We start from the raw sequence: 17,790 nt of genomic DNA on the forward strand, positions 1-17,790 counted from the left end.
TGTAACTTAGGAATCGAACCCAAAAAAAATAACATTATGATTCGATGGATAATTACATTTCTAGTTATTGCCTTAGTTGCCGCCCTTTTAGGCTTCGGTGGAATTGCTGAAGGCGCTGCAGATATAGCTAAAATCATTTTTTACATTTTCATTGTCTTATTTGTTATTTCACTTATAGGGAAGCTTTTCAGACGATAGAAGATTATATCCGTGAGTTTGTTTTAATTAAGACTGACGGATTTTTTATATAAACTTATTAAATTACTTATGAAATATATTTTAACGATTGTAATAGCATTTTTAATCACTTCCTGTGGTCCGGCTTATGTAGCCAATCAGGTAGAGAAAGATTTTAAAGGGGATTGGGTTTTAGAATCCATCTCTTATCCGGATGCTTCCGGCTTATTTGAAGTAGAGCTTTTTAATCTGGCCAGCGTTTCCTGTTTTGAGAATTCGGTCTGGGAGTTTATTCCGAATAATAGCACAGGAAATTTTGTTTTAGATGGAAATAACTGCTCCAAAACTCAGGAAGAATTTACCTGGTATGTCGATAAGACCACAGCCGAAAGTTTTAATCCTGAGATGCTGCTCAAGATCACTACTGGCCAAAAAGCCAGAAAAGTCGACCAGGGTTCGCGTATAAGGATTATATCTTTGTTAGAAAACCAGATGGTTTGGGAAGAAAATGCTATGTTTAAAGGAGAGGAAATCACAATAGAAATGACATTTACAAAAATATAATTATGAAACATTATCAAACTAAAATACTCGGAGTTTTAATAGCAATGGCTTTCTTATTTAGCTCATGCGAAGCGACGAAAAACACGAATAAAACGCAGCGAGGAGGTGCCATTGGAACTGCGAGTGGTGCAGTGATTGGCGGAGTCATCGGTAACAATGTTGGCGATGGAGACAATACGGTTCTCGGAGCTATTATAGGAGGTGTCGTTGGTGGTGCCGCCGGCGCTTACATCGGTAACCGCATGGATAAGCAAGCCAAAGAAATAGAACAGGAAATTCCAGGTGCAGACGTGACCAGAGTTGGTGAAGGTATCAATGTTACGTTTGATGAAAATTCAGGGGTGTATTTTGCTACCGATAAAGCAAGAATCACCGGTGAATCTGAAGTTTCATTATTGAAACTGATCAATATTTTTCAGAAGTATCCTAAAACCAATATCCTCGTGGAAGGGCACACCGATTCCACAGGTAGTGAAAGTTACAATATGCAGTTATCTAAAGAACGTGCACAGGCCGTTACTAATTATTTGATAAGTCATGGCATCAGTGCTTCCAGAATTAATTCCAGTTGGTTTGGTGAAGAACAGCCTAAATACGACAATTCAACGGCTGCAGGACGTTCCAAGAATAGAAGAGTAGAATTGGCCATTGTTGCCAGTGAAGAACTAAAGGAAGAAGCGCGACAGAAAGCTCAATAATCCTTAAAATAACCGACAAGAAAATCCTAATGCTGCATTAGGATTTTTTTTATGCCTAAATTTCAGCAATGAAAATTTATGATGTCATAATTATTGGTGGGGGGCTTGCCGGATTAACATCCGCTATAGATTTGTCTTTGAGTGGTTTTGAAGTGTTGCTGATAGAAAAAGACAAGTATCCAAAGCATAAGGTCTGTGGTGAATATGTTTCCAATGAAGTTTTACCCTATTTTAAAAGGCTTGGTATCTTCATAAACAAGACCAATTCCGATCTAATTTCCCGATTGGTGTTAAGTAGTCGTAGAGGTAACACAGTTAAGGTTGAGCTCCCGCTTGGCGGATTCGGAATATCCAGATATGCTTTGGACAATCTCTTGTATGAAAAAGCGAAATCCTGTGGCGTTGAATTTAAATTTGAAACCGTTACTAATGTCGCTTTTGAAAATCATCAATTTTGCATCAAAACCCATACAAACGAATTTCACGCTGAACTGGCAATTGGAAGTTTTGGAAAGCGCTCCACCTTAGATAAAAAATTAGACAGGGATTTTATCCATAACAAAACGCCCTGGATTGGCATTAAAGCCCATTATCAAAACGATGACTTTCCTGATGGAGAAGTACAACTTCATAATTTTGAAGGCGGGTACTGCGGACTTTCTAAAACAGAAACCGGCGCGGTCAATTTTTGTTATTTAGCGCATTACGATAGCTTCAAACGAGAAGGTTCTGTTGAAAATTTCAATAAAAATATTGTAGCTCAAAACCCTAAACTGAATTCCTTTCTCAGTCAGGCTGACTTGCTTTTTGATAAGCACTTAGCGATTTCACAGGTGTCTTTTCAGAATAAAAATGCTGTAGAAAATCATATGTTGATGGCTGGAGATTCTGCCGGACTCATACATCCGCTTTGCGGCAATGGCATGGCCATGGCGATACATTCGGCTAAACTGCTTTCAGAAGAGATTAAAACTTACAGACATCATCAGAACAGAAATCAGTTGGAAGTAAATTATTCGCAAATCTGGAAGCAGACTTTTCGCAAAAGACTTATTTTCGGGTCTATGTTTCAAAATATACTTTTACAACCAAAACTCACAAGCATCGGCATGTTAGCGGTTTCCAAATCCCCTTATTTACTCAAAACAATGATTCAACAAACCCATGGTAAGCCTATTTTATGAAACGCATTTCTACCAAAACCCGTAGCAAAGAGGCTGAAATCATGGATAAGTTTGACTTTAAGGGAGAGGAACTCAAACACGTGCTTAAAACCATCGATAGAATCAATACCAAACTAGGTGGACACCGAGTCACCATTAAGGGTATACAGAAACTGCTGGAAAACCATTCCAAAAAGCACCTGGTCATCGCCGATCTGGGTTGCGGAAGTGGAGACGCCTTAAGACATATCTCCCGATGGGCCAAAACACAGGGCATTAACGTCCAGCTTATAGGAATAGACGCAAATCCATATACCATTGAAATTGCAAGAGAATGGTCCAGGGACTACAAGAATATCTCCTACAGGGTCATCGATGTGTTTAGCGAAGATTTTGATGATTTTGAGGCCGATATTATTACCTGCTGCCTGACTCTTCATCATTTTGAAAATGATTTTATTAAAAAGTTAGTGCCTGTTCTTTCAGCTAAAGCTGGCTTAGGTCTTGTTGTCAACGATTTACAAAGAAGTAAAATGGCTTACAGATTATTTGAGTTATATTGTTCAGTCTTTGTAAATTCAGACATTGCAAGAAAAGATGGACTTACCTCCATTTTGAGAGGTTTTAAAACGGAAGACTTTGTCGATTTCGCAAAACAATTAAATTTGAATCACCACATCGCATGGTATTGGGCATTCCGTTACCAGTGGATTATTTATAGCTCATGAGTGTAAAAATAGATACAGTAGCCACAGAAACTCCACAGTATTATAAAGAAACCAAAGATATAATCCCCTTTGTGGAAATGTGGCTGGCCAATGAAGACGAGAGGTTCAGAAGGAAGGTGATCAAAATTTATGAAGGGGCGCAGGTCGACAAGCGCTATTCTATCATGGATCCGGAAGAGGTTTTTTCGGCTACTTCCTTTGAAGATAAAAACCGAATTTACACCCGTGAGGCTAAAATCCTGGGAAAAAAGGTTTTAAAAAAGGCATTGCATGAGGCAGGATGGCTAGGTCAAAGTCTGGATTACATCATCACGGTGAGCTGTACGGGAATTATGATTCCCTCTCTGGATGCGTTTCTTATCAACGATTTGGATCTGAGACAGGATATTGTCAGGCTTCCGGTGACCGAAATGGGTTGTGCAGCAGGGATATCGGGAATGATCTACGCCAAGCAGTTTCTTCAGGCCAATCCCGGTAAGCGTGCAGCAATAGTCTCATTTGAAGCCCCTACGGCTACCTTTCAGCTCAATGATAAATCCATGGCAAACATGGTAAGTTCCGCTATTTTCGGGGATGGTGCTGCCTGTGTGCTGATGAGTTCTGAAGAGGATTGCAAAGGGCCTAAAATCCTTGGGGAATCCATGTACCATTTTTATAACAACACCCACATGATGGGCTTCGATTTGACCAATTCCGGGCTTAAGATGGTGCTCGATATCGATGTGCCCGAGAAAATAAGTGAGCATTTCCCGCAGATCATTCATCCGTTTTTGGAAAATCATCATCTCAACATTGAAGATATAGATCATCTGATTTTTCATCCCGGAGGTAAGAAAATTATCAATACCGTAGAGGCTCTTTTTGGAGCTATGGGTAAAAACATCAACGACACCAAGGAAGTGCTTCGGCTTTATGGAAACATGAGTAGCGCAACTGTGCTTTACGTACTCGAGCGCATGATGAATAAACCCATTAAGAAAGGAGAAAAAGGCTTGATGCTGAGTTTCGGACCTGGATTTTCGGCTCAACGTATTCTCTTAGAATGGTAACCTGTCTTCAAGAGGCATTCAGACGGGTCTCTTCGGAATTCAATACAGGTAAGATTTAATATTAAAAAATATTTAGCTTATGGCCAACCTACCACTTAAACATTACGCCCTGGTTTTAGGAGGGAGTCAGGGTCTTGGATATGCTTCCGCTTTAAAATTGGCTCAAAACGACTGGAACCTGCTCATCATCCACAGAGACAGAAGAAGCGATTTACCTGATATTGAGGCCAAATTTGAGGCCATCAAGAAATGCGGCGTAAGTCTCAAAACCTTTAATCTGGACGCCACAAATTCAGAAAAAAGAAAGGAATTTGTAAGTCAGCTTCCAGAACTCCTTGGCGAATCCGGCAAAATTAAACTGCTGCTTCACAGCATCGCCAAAGGAAACCTGAAAGCTATGACCGGCGATTCACCTCTTAATCAAACCGATCTGCAAATCACGGCCAATGCTATGGCTTACAGTTTTTACGACTGGTCAAAGGATATCCTGGAAGCTGATGGCTTTGCCAAAAACACCAGGCTTTTAGCGTTTACAAGTGAAGGGAACCAGAGGGTCTGGAAACATTATGCCGCTGTTTCGGTGGCCAAAACAAGTCTGGAAACCCTCATGAAATACATGGCCAATGAGTTTGCGGCGTATGAAATCACAGCCAACTGCATTCAGGCAGGAATGGTGGAGACGCAATCTTTTCAGAGGATTCCAGGTCACGAGCAACTGAAAGCGGCTGCTGAAAAGCGCAATCCCTTTCAGCGGTTGACAAAACCGGAAGATGTTGCCAATGTGGTTTATCTTTTGAGCCAGGACGAGGCCAACTGGATTAACGGAAGTGTCATCAAAGCTGATGGTGGCGAAAGTCTTTAAACTATAATGCTGATGAAATCCTCCAAAATTATTTCGAAATTACCCTATCAGGAGCCTTTTCTGTATGTAAAAACCATAGATGAGGTGTCCGATAAGTTCATAAAAGGGAGTTATACGTTTAAGGCGTCTTCCTGGTTTTACAAGGGCCATTTCAAAAATAACCCCATCACTCCAGGGGTTATTCTTACCGAATGTGCTGCACAGATTGGCCTGGCCAGTTTTGGGCTGTATCTGTTATCTCAACAGGAAAACATAGATCTGGGACAGGTGAAACTGGCCATGACGTTCACAACTGTTGAGTTCCTGAAACCGGTTTTACCTGATGAAAAGGTGATTGTGGAAGCTGAAAAAATGTATTTTAGATTCAATAAACTGAAATCTTCTGTCAAAATGTATAATATGTCCGGAGACCTGGTGCTTCGCGGTGAACTTGCAGGTGTTATTTTACCCTAACTATGGATAGAAAAAGAGTAGTCATAACCGGAATGGGTGTTGTTGCTCCTAACGCGACAGGACTTCCTCAGTTTGAGGAAGCTATCCGGGCGGGTAAAAGCGGAATTCAATTCCATAAAGAATTGGAAGAACTCAAATTCAGCTGTCAGATAGGAGGTGTGCCAAAGTTCTCTCAGGATCTGATGGATCATTACTTCACCGCTTTAGAGCAGCGAGGTCTTCTGGCAACAGGCTTGATTTATGGCGGAATCGCCGGACAGGAGGCCTGGGCAGATGCTCAACTGGAAATCAGCGAAGAACTCGATATCGATTCTGGAATTATCTTTGGGACCGGGGTTCTTGGAGTTGAAAAACTGAGAGAAGCCTTTCTTAAAATAGACGATAAGCAGGTCAGGCGACTGGGAAGCACCAGTGTTTTACAAACCATGGCCAGTGGAATTAGTGCCTTCCTGGGCGGTAAATTGGGTTGCGGAAATCAGGTCACTTCGAATTCTTCAGCCTGTTCCACGGGAACGGAGGCCTTACTGATGGGGTTCGAACGTATTCAGTATGGAAAGGCTAAACGCATGCTGGTAGGGAGTTGCAGTGACTCTGGGCCCTACGTGTGGGGAGGTTTCGATGCCTTACGGATTTTACCGCATCAGTACAATGATCGCCCCGAATCAGCTTCTCAGCCTTTGTCGGCAGGTGCCGCAGGTTTTGTGCCTTCCAGTGGGGCAGGCGCACTGGTTTTGGAAAGTCTGGAGTCTGCGCTGGAGCGAGGTGTTCCCATTTATGCAGAAGTTTTAGGCGGACATCTAAACTCTGGTGGGCAACGTGAACAGGGAAGCATGACGGCTCCCAATTCCACGTCGGTTATAAGTTGTATATCCGAGGCTTTAAGGGATGCCGGAGTAAATTCAAAGGAAATTGACCTCATCAACGGGCATCTCACGGCAACCGCCATGGATGCTACCGAAATCGAAAACTGGGCAAAGGCTTTGGGTTTGGACAGGGAAGCGTTTCCTTATATCAATTCCTTAAAAAGTCATATAGGTCATGCTTTGGCAGCGGCCGGTAGTATTGAACTGGTGAGTTCTGTTTTGGAACTGTCCCGGGGGTTTATTTTTCCAAACCTCAACTGTGAACGCATTCATCCTGAGGTTTTGAAGCGGGTGAAAGAAGATAAAATACCGAGAGCATTACTCGAAAAAAACATAAAGCTTTTGGCCAAGGCAAGCTTCGGATTTGGGGATGTGAACGCCTGTGTAATTTTAAAATCTTATGACGATGAATAAACGACAACTTAAAAAACGCTATTGGTTTTTCGGTGGATTAGGCACCGGACTTTTGGGATTTGGACTTTCTGCTTTGGTAGAAAGTGGGTTTTTGAAACATAGCAGTGCTCCGGAATGGCAATGGATTCTGGCTGGAACTCTATCCTTGATGCTGGTTATGACCGGGATTAACTTCTTGTTTGAGAGTTTCAGGTGTAAGCAAAAGCTAGATCAAGATGTAGTAGGTCTTGAGGAATAGAAAGGCTCGAACGCAGTCGAGAGGTTTTGACACAGAAGTGATTAAATTGAAAACCCGATACAACATGTATATGATATTTCTTTGTGTGGAGTCTTTACTTTGATTAAAATGTATTAAAACTAATTAGTAAATTGCTTTCAAAAAATTCATGACTTCTGAAGCTATACAAGCGCGTTTAAAGCAAATCGTAAAACCTTACGTCAACAACCAGGAAAATTTTGAAAATCTGACCTCAGAATCAAACTTTATCGATGATCTTGAGATCAATTCAGCGAATTTGGTGGATATCGTGCTTGATGTTGAGGATGAATTCGACATCCGCATTGAAAATGACGATATGGAAATAATGACCGATGTGGAATCTACCGTCGGTGTAATTCAAAAGAAACTCTCTGCCAAGTGATTGGAAATGACATTGTCGATTTAACCAAAGCTAAACAGGAGACCGATATTTTTAGATCTCGGTACCTTGAAAAGGTATGTTTACCCCTAGAAATCCGTCTCGTTTTAGCTGCTACCGATCCTGTGGAATGCTTCTGGAGAATATGGACAATGAAGGAAAGTGCTTATAAAGCGGTTCAGAGACAGTTTAATCTTAAACCCATATTCAATCCATCTGCTTTTACCTGTGTTTTTGAAAATTCTGAAGTTGGAACGGTATATTTTCGGGATCAACAGCTTTTTACAAAAACTCTTCGGAACGAGGATTTTGTCTATTCAGAAATCCTGGACAGTGAACACACTCATCGGTTTTTTGGCGCGGATTCCGACTTTCTTTTGCAGGTGAAAAACGAGCTTGATCTTCCTTTGTTACCTGAATTCATAAAAACAGGAACGGGTCTGCCCATTTTAAAGTGGGCGGATAAAACATTGCCTGTTTCCAAAACCCATCACGGAATATTTCAAGTCTTTCAGTATTAAGAATTTAATAAAGAATGCAACTCTGGTACAATTCGTGCTCCTGGTTTATTATATTTGTTATTATGAAAGGTATCAGCTACATTTTTTTAATTCTTTTACTAAGTTCAGCAGGACTGGTTAATGCTCAGGACAAAGATTTCCCAACCCGAGGATCGGAAGTGAACAACAATCCGAAATTCAAATCCTCGAGTTCTGGTTCAGGCATGAATCGTCTTGGCATCCCTAATCGTGGTAAAGTCAAAGACTTTTTTGCTAAAGATGAAAAGGGTATCGATTTTAAACCTAAGATTCAGTTCACCAATCCCAGTGATTTATGGACAGCTAAGCTCAACAAAAATCCCGAAGACGAGAATAAAGGCATGAGAGCAGAGTGGGCTGAAAATATGAGCCTGGGTGATTTTGTCACGTCTTCAGACGAGATGACGTTTATATGCCGTGATCATATGATGTTTGACGGGGACCGTGTTCAGATCAGAGTTAATGACCAAATCATCGTGGATAATCTGCTTTTGGAAAACGCGTATAAGGAAATCACTATTCCTCTTGAAACCGGTTTTAATAAAATTGAATTTATAGCCCTCAATCAGGGGGAAGCCGGTCCTAATACCGCAGAACTTAAAATTATTGATGGTTCCAAATTGCTGTCTCGCAACGTCTGGAATTTGTTAACAGGCGTCAAAGCCAGTACTGTCATTGTTAAAAATGAGTAACTACTTGTCTAACATAGCAATGGCTATCCGAATTTTTCCATAACTCATCTTTTCCTCCAGCGCTTCAAAAATTGGTTTTAAAGCGCCTTCGTAGTCTATCTTTTTAAGTACGTTCTCAACTTCCCTGACTTCTGAATCTGAAATATGCTCACTCAAAGCTATGGATTTCCCTTCAGAATAGAGCTTACATAAATGAGAGATGATGGTTGTGGTTTTAAGATTTCGCTCCTCAGCTACGTCTTCAATACTTTTTCCTTCCTTATAAAGCCGGTAAGTCTCCTGGTAAGTTGAGGTTTTCTTTTTTCTTTTTTTGGTGTTGAATAAATTGATGACTTCAATAAATTCATCGGCATATTTTTCAGCTTTTAAACTATTCACCCCACTGATGGATTTGAACTCTTCTTCACTTTGTGGTCTTAGGTTTTCCATTTCTTTCAGCGTGGCATCGTTAAAGACCAGATAAGGCGGAATGTTTTCTTCTACAGAAATTTGCATTCTCAGTTGTTTCAGCTGATTGAAAAGGTTTGATGTTTTTGAAGCTTTCTTTGTTTCTATACCTCCAGCCTGTTCTGCCTTAGGTTTTGTCAGCCACACCTGTTCACCTTCAAAAAGAACCTGCTTAGCCAAGGGGGTGAATTCTAAAGCATTTTTTCTATGGAAAGCAATTTCGATATACCCTAGGTTGATCAGCTGTAAAATATAGTGCTGCCAGTCTTTCCAGCTAATATCAGTTCCAATCCCATACGTGCTGAGTTCCTGGTAGCCTTTGTCATATACTCCCGCATTTTTGGCTCCTCTTAAAATATCGATAATAACCCCGATGGGTTCCTGTTGCTTTACCCTGGCGACTGCAGAAAGGGCTTTTTGCGCAATAAGTCTGGCATCTATAAACCGTGGTGGATTCTTGCACACATCGCAAAATCCGCAATTCTCGGTCAGGTGTTCACCAAAATAGCCAAGTAAAATTCGTCTTCTGCAGGAAGTGGCTTCGGCGAACTGTTTCATTCGCTCCAGTTTGGCATCCTGAACTTCCTGATTGCTGCCATTTTCATTGAAGCGTTTATACTGAATAACATCGGCGTAGGAATGGAACATCAGTGCATTGGCTTTAAGACCGTCTCTTCCAGATCGTCCTATTTCCTGGTAATAGCCTTCAATATTTTTGGGCATATTATAATGAATTACCCAGCGCACATTGGACTTGTCAATGCCCATTCCAAAGGCTACAGTAGCACAGATGATCTGAGTTTTATCGTATACAAACTCTTCCTGAATTTTCGTTCGGGTCTCCGCATCCAGTCCGGCATGGTAAGCCTTAGCTTTAAATCCTTTCTGAGTGAGATCCTGAGCTAGCTTTTCGGTAGATTTTCGGCTTAGGCTGTAGACAATTCCAGATTCATCCTTTCTTTTCAATAGGAAATTTTCGATCTGCTTTAAACGCTGATTCGCCGTTCTGACTTCCAAAAAAATATTTTCTCTATCAAATGAAGACAAAAACACTTTCGCTTTAGGAATGCTGAGTTGTTTTAGAATGTCTTTTCTGGTCGTTTTATCTGCCGTTGCCGTTAAGGCTAAAACGGGCGTATTGGGTAAAGATCTTTTCAAAAACCCAAGCTGCTGGTAGGACGGTCGAAAATCATGACCCCAGGACGAAATGCAGTGGGCTTCATCTACGGCCACACAGCTGATATAATTTTCGTTCAAAATCTCCTGAAGACCCGACAGGCTCTCTGGTGCTGTATAAAGCAATTTCAATTCCTTGTTTGCCACTTTAGACTTAATCTCCTGTTGGGTTTCTGGCGTCTGAGTAGAATTGAAAAACTCGGCTTCTATGCCGTTGCTTTTCAAGCCGTCCACCTGATCTTTCATCAGGGCAATAAGCGGAGAAATGACCAGAGTAACACCTTCAAAGGATAAGGCCGGTAACTGAAAGCACATCGACTTTCCCCCTCCGGTAGGCATGACCACTAAAGCGTCTTTTTTATTTAGGACATGCTCAATAATTTCAGACTGGTGTGTTCTGAAGCTGTCATAACCAAAGTAGGTTTTGAGATGGGAAAGGCTATTCTGAATAAGTTGAGCGGACATGAAAGTGGTTTCGGAATTGAAGCTGCAAATTACAATTTCAGTTTCAGTTTTTTAAAGTTGAATAATGATATATTTGTCATAATGATATCCAAAAAAACAAAATACGCCATCAATGCCCTGGTCTTTCTTGCCAAAAGAAAAGGGGAGGGCCCTATCATCATTAGCGAAATCGCTGATAAAGAACATATTCCGAGGAAATTCCTGGAATCTATTCTGCTTAATCTTAAAAAGGCAGGAATCCTTGCCAGTAAAAAAGGAAAGGGTGGTGGCTATTATCTTTTAAAAGACCCGGACGAAGTCAACTTAGCCGATGTGATGCGCCTGTTCGACGGTCCAATTGCTTTTTTACCCTGTGTTACTTATAAATATTATGAGCGCTGTGAAGAATGTAAGGATGAAGAAACCTGCGGTATTCGTGATGTTTTTCTTGAAGTAAAAAAGAAAACCGTAGAGCTCCTGAAGCAGGCAAGTTTAAGTGAAATTATAACACGTGAAAGTCGCTTGATTAGGCTTCTCTGAGGCTTGAAGTGACAGCATTAAATATTTTCTTATATAAAGTCTATAGATTTGGTAGACTATTCTATATTTGGAAAAATATTTCTGATGACTACTGCAGCCATTATTACCATTTGTGTTATTGTTCTTGCTGTCATATTATTTGCAACAGAAGCTTTGCCTATTGATTTAGTAGCGATTAGCATAATGCTCATTTTAATACTGTCTGGAGTCATTACCCCTCAGGAAGGCGTGGAAGGCTTTAGCAATAAAGCTACCATTACCGTTGCTTTTATGTTTGTGCTGAGTGCTGCTCTGCTCAAAACAGGGGCACTACAGGTTTTAGCGCATCGCCTGTCCACTATATTTCGTTATAATTTCAACAGTGGCATCCTGATGATGATGATCATGATAGCCGTTATTTCTGCTTTTGTCAACAACACGCCCGTAGTTGCTGTTTTTATTCCCGTGGTCATTCAACTTGCGCATACTTCTGGACAAAGCCCCTCTAAAATGTTGATTCCCCTTTCATTTGCATCTATTTTTGGCGGAATGTGTACCTTGATTGGTACTTCCACTAATATTTTGGTGAGTGGTATTGCCGAAAAAGAAGGTGAAAAGGCGGTTGAAATGTTTCAAATGACTCCAGTAGCCGGAATTCTTTTAGTGGTAGGTGTCACTTATATGTCATTCCTGGGTATAAAACTTCTTCCTAAAACCAGACGTTCCAAAGATTTAAAGGAAAAGTTTGAAGTTAATAATTACATCACTTTGGTAGAGCTGCTGTCAAATTCAACCTCTATAGGGAAAAAAATAATGGATTCTGAACTGGTGACAGAATTTAAGATGGATATTATTGAAGTAAGAAGAAACGGAAATCAGTTTACCTTACCACCCGGAGATTTTGAATTGAATGAGGGGGATATCCTCAAGGTAAGATGTGATGTGGAAAAGTTGAAATCGCTTAAGGGCAAAACCAAAACCTTAGCGGTGTCTCCCGTAAGGATTGGGGATAACGATCTTTCCGGGAAAAATTCCTCGTTGGTGGAAATGGTGATTACTTCGTCTTCAGAAATCCATGGAAAAACCCTTAAGGAGTTAGATTTTAGAAGGCGATTTAGAGCTATTCCGCTGGCTATTAAAAACCGGGATGACATAAAACACGAACATTTATACGAGATCAAGCTCAGGGCCGGAGATGTGATTCTTGCTGAGGTCAAATCTCACTATGTGAAGGAATTAAGCAAGCTCGAATCCGGTCAAAATTCACCTTTTGTATTGCTTTCTGAAGATCACATTACAGATTTTGACAGGAAAAAATTCAGCATTGTGATTTCTTTAATCGGGATCATGGTGGTTTTGGCGAGCATTGGTTTCCTGGATATTATGGTAGGGGCTATTTGTGCAGTCATCGTTCTGGTATTTGCTAGAATCCTAAGTATGAAAGAAATTTACGAAGCCATTAACTGGAAGATCATTTTTTTGCTGGTAGGGGCCTTGAGTTTGGGATTAGCCATTAGCAAGACTGGTTTGGATGTGCTTATCGCTCAGACTTTGCTTGGTCAGCTTCAGCCTCTTGGCATCATCGCTGTGATTTCCGGCCTGTACTTAGTGACTTCTCTGCTTACTGAAGTCATGTCCAACAATGCTTCGGCAGCGCTTATGACCCCAATTGCCATCGCCGTTGCTCACAATTCTGGTATAGATGTTTTACCATTTCTGGTGACTGTGATGATTGCGGCTTCTGCGACCTTTATGACGCCTATTGGCTATCAAACCAATACCATGGTATATAGTGCAGGTAATTATAAGTTTAAGGATTTTTTTAAAGTTGGTTTTCTTCTGAATATGCTATTCTGGATCATCTCCAGCTTTACAATTCCCTGGTATTTCGATCTGATTTAAAACAAATCAAATACCTCGATAAATCGAAAGGCTACATATAAATTCAGTAGCGCAAAAAACAAAGAAGGAAAGGATTGAGTAAAGTTGTCTTTTATTTTTATTCGAACTCCAAAACCGAGACCCATCAGGAGGAAGAGACCAATGGCAGCTAAGAAGCCTATAAGAGGCATGAAAAAATAACCAGCAGCCAGACCCAGAGCTCCCAAAACCTGAAAGAAGCCTGTGAGTTGCCTTTGAATAGGGCTCAGGCCAAACCTTTTGAATTCTTCATACATCTTTGGGCTATAAAAACAGCCAAGTCCGTAAAAGAAAAATGAAATACTTATAAACAGAATCAGGATTTGCAGAACAATCATATCAGTTTAGGGTGCCAGGATTAGAAACGGTTCCAAAGGTATGTTTCTAAGAATCCAAAACCCTAAGACTAATGCTAAAATTATCCACGGTGCAGCATTGTGATGTAGTAAACTTTGAGTGGTCTTAGATTTAGGTTTATAGAGGTAGGCTCTGTAAACCTTGTAGCCAATCACGAAAACAGCGAGTAAAATTAAAAAGTTATGCTGTAAACCACCCCAGATATTGCCGTGTAAGATCTCGTGAAATGCGCGTTGAGAACCACATCCCGGGCAGTGTAAGCCTGTTAACGAATGGAACGGGCATTGTGGTGTGTAGGCAAATGTAACTGGATTTATAAAAAAATAAAATATACCCAGAGTCAGTATGACGATGGGTATACTAATTTTAAAAAGTAAAGAATAAGTTCTTAGCACCTATTAATAAGTATTATTTTGCATTTCTTCGTTGTAAGCTTCCCAGAATGCCTCGCCACCAACAATGATAATAAAAGCGATGTAGCCTATTATAATTACAAGGCCTACTACTAAGGCGACAATCCACCACGTTTTAGCATTTTTAGAAGCTCTTAAAGCGCCTTCATAATCACCTGCATTGTATTTTGTATTGACTTGCGAGGCATAAATGATGCTAACTATACCAGCAGGTAAACAGCACAAAATTGTGGTGATGATTGCTAATGCCAAATGATTCGCTGGCATTGGTGGTTGAGTTTGATTTGTTTCCATGGATTAAGGTTTTGGGTTCGGATAAAATTAACATTTCAAATTCAATTACCTAATTTTTTTAAAAATTATTTCAATTCATGCACAAATTCAGAAAGCGCATTGATGGTATGATCTATGTCTGCATAGGATAAGGCATTATTTAAGAAATAGCTTTCAAAAGCACTTGGAGGCATATACACACCACGGTCCAGCATCCCGTGAAAATAAGTTTTGAATTTGGCGTTGTTCCCGTGGGCAGCAGATTTAAAATCAGTGACAGGATTTTCGCAAAAGTGGATAGACAGCATAGACCCAATCCTATTGATTTGATGCACAACTCCGGCATCATCAAGAACTTTCTTCATGCCCTGGTGCAGGGCCTTTGTTTTTTTATCCAGACTTTCAAAAATCCCTCTGTTGGTATTCAATTCGGTGAGCATGGCATAACCTGCGGCCATAGCCAAAGGATTTCCGCTTAAGGTTCCGGCTTGGTAGACTGGTCCATCGGGTGCCAGGTAATTCATTACCTCTGTTTTTCCTGCAAAAGCACCAACAGGTAATCCGCCGCCTATAACTTTTCCAAACGTGACAAGATCTGCTTTCACTCCCAGCAATTCCTGAACACCTCCTGGCGCCAGTCTAAAGCCGGTCATCACTTCATCAAAAATCAAGAGGATGTTGTTTTCATCGCAGAGTTGTCTCAGGCCTTCCAAAAAGCCTTGTTTGGGGATGATACATCCCATATTTCCGGCAACCGGTTCCAGAATAATACAGGCGATTTCTCCCTGATTTTCATGGATAAGTGTTTTTACGCTCTCCAGGTCGTTATACTCTGCCAACAGGGTGTCTTTTGCCGTACCTTTGGTAACACCAGGGGAGTTGGGTTCGCCAAAAGTTACCGCTCCACTTCCAGCCTGAATCAGAAAAGAGTCGCTATGCCCGTGATAGCAGCCTGCAAATTTGATGATTTTGTCTTTGCGGGTGTAGCCTCTGGCTAATCTGACAGCGCTCATACAGGCTTCGGTGCCACTGTTTACAAATCGGATTTTATCGATATTAGGAACCATTTCCACGGCGAGCTTCGCGATTTTGGTTTCAAGTTCTGTGGGAATTCCGTAAGAGGTACCGAGTTTCGTGCGTTCTATAACCGCATCCACAACGCTTGGAAATGCATGTCCTAAAATCATAGGCCCCCAGGATGAAATATAGTCTATCAGTTTATTACCGTCTTCATCATGCAGATAAGCACCTTCAGCTTTTTTAACGAAAATAGGATCTCCTCCAACGGCATTGAAAGCTCTTACCGGGGAATTTACACCGCCAGGAATGTATTTTTTAGCTTCATCAAATAGGGCACTACTTCGTTTGTAAATCATAATTTTAAAATTTTACTTTTAATTGCTGACCAACTTGAATGTGGTCGTTTTTCAATTTATTAATTAATTTTAACTCTTCCAGGCTGAGGTTAAATCTTTGGGAAATGTTATACAGTGTATCTCCTTTCTTAACGCTGTAATAGTCTGAACCGATAGGGGTCAGTCTTTGAGGTTTTGGTAGAGGTAAATCAGCATTTTTTCCCAGGACTTCTTTATCGTAAGCATGAAGCTGATAGCGTTCTATCAAACTGATTAATTTATCGGGATATCTCGGATCGGTGGCATATCCGGCTTTCTTCAAACCTTTCGCCCAGGATTTATAATCATCTGGCTTGTAGTCAAATAAAAAACCATAGCGACTACGTTCAAATAAAAACAGGGAATGATCCCTAAAGGAGTATTGGGGATTGCTGTATTTTCTAAAGCATTCCTGAGCTTCATCATCGTCATGATATACCTTTTCGCCATGCCATCCATTGCATTTGATACCGAAATGATTATTGGATTTTCTGGTCAGATTTCCACTTCCGGAGCCGGATTCCAGGATGCCCTGTGCGATGGTAATACTCGCCGGAATTCCGTAAAGCTTCATCTCTTCCTGGGCAATCCCCGCGTAATCATAAATGTAGCGTTCCACAGGATTTAAGCTTGTCAAATCCAGGGTTCCCTCTTCTTCCTTTACGCTATCTTCAAGGTCGGTCTTACGGATAGCAGCAGCGGGTTCAGCATTTGAAGTGGTTTGCTGAGTTCTGGAATTTTCTGCTGAAGCTGATTTCGTTTTCTTCGATGTTCCGCAGGACATCATCATAAAAAGAAAGAATAAACTGAATGCGAACCTATATTTCATAAACGGTGGATAGTTTGTAAGCCTTTTTGTTTTAACGCCTGATTCATGCCATCAATGCCTTGAAGACCCCCAGTATGAACCGCTAAAATACGAGTATTTTTGGGAAAATACCCAGCTTCTATCATTTCAAAAATGCCATAAAACAGCTTCCCCGTATAGACAGGGTCCAGAGGAATGCCGTAGGTTTTCTGAAATTTATTGATGAATGCTATCAATTCTGAATTTACTTTAGCATAGCCTCCGAAGTGATAACCAGTTTCAAGCGACCAGTTGCTTTTAGAGGTCCATTTGCCTATTTCTTTGCTTAAAAAATTTCCTTTTAACGCGCTAAAACCGATGCAGTGCTGATGAGCTTTTGAAGCTTCAATTAGTCCGGCCAGGGTTCCTCCGGTGCCGACGGATGTACAAATGAAATCGAAGGTATCGTCGTTCTGCAAAATCTCATAACAACCTTTAATGGCTAAGGTATTGGTTCCTCCTTCAGGGATTATGAAAATGGAAGGGTCCTGGTCGATCAAAGCTTTTACGATGGGCATTTCTTCTTTGAGCCTAAAGTCTGTTCTAGATACAAACTGCAATTGCATTCCTTTATGATGAGCAAATTTTAAAGTGGCATTGTTTGCTAAGGTGTTTTCCAGATTCCTGCCGAGTTCGTCCCCGCGAATGATACCGGTAGCCTGGATGCCTAAAAGATGGCAGGCTTCTGCTGTTGCGGCAATATGGTTTGAAAAAGCACCTCCAAAGGTTAGAATATGTGTCGATTTATTGTTCTGGGCTTCTTTCAGGTTATATTTTAATTTTCTGAATTTATTTCCAGAAATGACGGGGTGAATTTGATCTTCACGCCGGATGAAAAGCTCCACGTCCTCAAATTTTCCTATGAATTCAGTTGCAGAATTATACTTTTGCTCAAAAAAGGAAAGGGGTCTCATAGAATTCTCTAAAATATAACTCAAAATTAAAGCCTTATCTTCAAATTAAAGCTAAGTTTCATTAAATTTCACTGATGAATATATTCAAAAAACAGATTCCTTTAGAAGAGGGAGATTTTTATACGACCAAGGAAGGGTACAGATGCTTTACCGAACAATACCATCTTAAACGGGGATACTGTTGTCAAAGTGGTTGCAGACACTGTCCTTATGGTTTTGATAAAAAGAAAGACACTACCACATGAT

General features: G+C 40.8%; 23 protein-coding genes. 16 read left to right on the forward strand and 7 right to left on the reverse strand.

All coding sequences use genetic code 11. The annotated features are described in order from the left end of the window. Positions 1-36 precede the first annotated feature (36 nt). The 13 genes from G3567_RS03335 (at position 37) to G3567_RS03395 (ending at position 8,840) form a co-directional block, all read left to right on the forward strand. Positions 37-198, forward strand: a complete 162-nt coding sequence (locus G3567_RS03335) for a DUF1328 domain-containing protein (RefSeq protein ID WP_164003911.1) — start codon at positions 37-39, stop codon at positions 196-198. 69 nt (positions 199-267) lie between these two features. Beyond that, positions 268-741, forward strand: a complete 474-nt coding sequence (locus tag G3567_RS03340) for a lipocalin family protein (protein WP_164003912.1) — start codon at positions 268-270, stop codon at positions 739-741. A gap of 2 nt (positions 742-743) precedes the next feature. Next, positions 744-1,439, forward strand: a complete 696-nt coding sequence (locus tag G3567_RS03345) for an OmpA family protein (RefSeq protein WP_164003913.1) — start codon at positions 744-746, stop codon at positions 1,437-1,439. Between the two features lie 68 nt (positions 1,440-1,507). Next, positions 1,508-2,623, forward strand: a complete 1,116-nt coding sequence (locus tag G3567_RS03350; protein WP_164003914.1) for an NAD(P)/FAD-dependent oxidoreductase — start codon at positions 1,508-1,510, stop codon at positions 2,621-2,623. Continuing rightward, positions 2,620-3,330 (forward strand): methyltransferase domain-containing protein, encoded by a 711-nt coding sequence (locus tag G3567_RS03355; RefSeq protein ID WP_164003915.1) that lies wholly within the window; start codon positions 2,620-2,622, stop codon positions 3,328-3,330. The genes G3567_RS03350 and G3567_RS03355 overlap by 4 nt, the downstream gene beginning before the upstream one ends. After that, on the forward strand, positions 3,327-4,379 hold the full coding sequence (locus G3567_RS03360) for a type III polyketide synthase (RefSeq protein WP_164003916.1): 1,053 nt from the start codon (positions 3,327-3,329) through the stop codon (positions 4,377-4,379). The genes G3567_RS03355 and G3567_RS03360 overlap by 4 nt, the downstream gene beginning before the upstream one ends. Before the next feature lie 79 nt (positions 4,380-4,458). Beyond that, positions 4,459-5,241, forward strand: a complete 783-nt coding sequence (locus tag G3567_RS03365) for an SDR family oxidoreductase (protein ID WP_164003917.1) — start codon at positions 4,459-4,461, stop codon at positions 5,239-5,241. A gap of 12 nt (positions 5,242-5,253) precedes the next feature. Continuing rightward, complete coding sequence (locus G3567_RS03370) at positions 5,254-5,694, forward strand: 3-hydroxyacyl-ACP dehydratase FabZ family protein (protein WP_164003918.1); 441 nt, start codon at positions 5,254-5,256, stop codon at positions 5,692-5,694. Between the two features lie 2 nt (positions 5,695-5,696). Further along, a complete protein-coding gene (locus G3567_RS03375) occupies positions 5,697-6,971 on the forward strand; it encodes a beta-ketoacyl-[acyl-carrier-protein] synthase family protein (RefSeq protein ID WP_164003919.1) in 1,275 nt (424 codons plus the stop codon). Next, positions 6,964-7,209: a hypothetical protein gene (locus G3567_RS03380; protein WP_164003920.1), complete on the forward strand. Its 246-nt coding sequence runs from the start codon at positions 6,964-6,966 to the stop codon at positions 7,207-7,209. The genes G3567_RS03375 and G3567_RS03380 overlap by 8 nt, the downstream gene beginning before the upstream one ends. 148 nt (positions 7,210-7,357) lie before the next feature. Then, positions 7,358-7,612 (forward strand): acyl carrier protein, encoded by a 255-nt coding sequence (locus G3567_RS03385; RefSeq protein ID WP_164003921.1) that lies wholly within the window; start codon positions 7,358-7,360, stop codon positions 7,610-7,612. Next, a complete protein-coding gene (locus G3567_RS03390; protein ID WP_164003922.1) occupies positions 7,609-8,130 on the forward strand; it encodes a 4'-phosphopantetheinyl transferase family protein in 522 nt (173 codons plus the stop codon). Before G3567_RS03385 ends, G3567_RS03390 begins: the two co-directional genes overlap by 4 nt. 62 nt (positions 8,131-8,192) lie before the next feature. Continuing rightward, positions 8,193-8,840: a hypothetical protein gene (locus tag G3567_RS03395; RefSeq protein ID WP_164003923.1), complete on the forward strand. Its 648-nt coding sequence runs from the start codon at positions 8,193-8,195 to the stop codon at positions 8,838-8,840. Here G3567_RS03395 and recQ read toward each other — a convergent pair whose 3' ends face one another. Next, the gene (recQ, locus tag G3567_RS03400; RefSeq protein WP_164003924.1) at positions 8,841-10,928 is read right to left on the reverse strand and encodes a DNA helicase RecQ; all 2,088 of its coding nucleotides are present in this window, start codon (positions 10,926-10,928) and stop codon (positions 8,841-8,843) included. It lies immediately after the preceding gene. An 81-nt stretch (positions 10,929-11,009) separates the two neighbouring features. On the opposite strand from recQ, the gene G3567_RS03405 reads away from it, so the two are divergent. Together G3567_RS03405 and G3567_RS03410 are read left to right on the forward strand one after the other, a co-directional pair. Continuing rightward, positions 11,010-11,447, forward strand: coding sequence for an RrF2 family transcriptional regulator (locus tag G3567_RS03405; protein WP_164004298.1), 438 nt, complete (start codon positions 11,010-11,012; stop codon positions 11,445-11,447). 48 nt (positions 11,448-11,495) lie between these two features. Then, positions 11,496-13,328: an SLC13 family permease gene (locus G3567_RS03410; protein WP_235923457.1), complete on the forward strand. Its 1,833-nt coding sequence runs from the start codon at positions 11,496-11,498 to the stop codon at positions 13,326-13,328. Here the strand turns inward: G3567_RS03410 and G3567_RS03415 are convergent. From G3567_RS03415 to G3567_RS03440, 6 genes are all read right to left on the reverse strand, one after another. Next, positions 13,325-13,684: a DoxX family protein gene (locus G3567_RS03415; RefSeq protein WP_164003925.1), complete on the reverse strand. Its 360-nt coding sequence runs from the start codon at positions 13,682-13,684 to the stop codon at positions 13,325-13,327. The genes G3567_RS03410 and G3567_RS03415 overlap by 4 nt on opposite strands. 6 nt (positions 13,685-13,690) lie before the next feature. Beyond that, positions 13,691-14,098, reverse strand: coding sequence for a DUF2752 domain-containing protein (locus tag G3567_RS03420; RefSeq protein WP_164003926.1), 408 nt, complete (start codon positions 14,096-14,098; stop codon positions 13,691-13,693). Positions 14,099-14,101: 3 nt separating this feature from the next. Further along, the gene (locus G3567_RS03425) at positions 14,102-14,410 is read right to left on the reverse strand and encodes a CD225/dispanin family protein (RefSeq protein ID WP_164003927.1); all 309 of its coding nucleotides are present in this window, start codon (positions 14,408-14,410) and stop codon (positions 14,102-14,104) included. Positions 14,411-14,475: 65 nt separating this feature from the next. Beyond that, positions 14,476-15,765, reverse strand: a complete 1,290-nt coding sequence (hemL, locus tag G3567_RS03430; protein ID WP_164003928.1) for a glutamate-1-semialdehyde 2,1-aminomutase — start codon at positions 15,763-15,765, stop codon at positions 14,476-14,478. A gap of 4 nt (positions 15,766-15,769) precedes the next feature. Then, positions 15,770-16,612: a glucosaminidase domain-containing protein gene (locus G3567_RS03435; RefSeq protein WP_164003929.1), complete on the reverse strand. Its 843-nt coding sequence runs from the start codon at positions 16,610-16,612 to the stop codon at positions 15,770-15,772. Further along, the gene (locus tag G3567_RS03440) at positions 16,609-17,544 is read right to left on the reverse strand and encodes a 1-aminocyclopropane-1-carboxylate deaminase/D-cysteine desulfhydrase (protein ID WP_164003930.1); all 936 of its coding nucleotides are present in this window, start codon (positions 17,542-17,544) and stop codon (positions 16,609-16,611) included. Before G3567_RS03440 ends, G3567_RS03435 begins: the two co-directional genes overlap by 4 nt. 74 nt (positions 17,545-17,618) lie before the next feature. Here G3567_RS03440 and G3567_RS03445 point away from each other — a divergent pair, with 74 nt between their 5' ends. Next, the gene (locus tag G3567_RS03445) at positions 17,619-17,789 is read left to right on the forward strand and encodes a DUF5522 domain-containing protein (protein WP_164003931.1); all 171 of its coding nucleotides are present in this window, start codon (positions 17,619-17,621) and stop codon (positions 17,787-17,789) included. Position 17,790: the final 1 nt, after the last annotated feature.

It is taken from the genome of Psychroflexus aurantiacus, from assembly GCF_010820555.1.
GTDB lineage: Bacteria > Bacteroidota > Bacteroidia > Flavobacteriales > Flavobacteriaceae > Psychroflexus > Psychroflexus aurantiacus.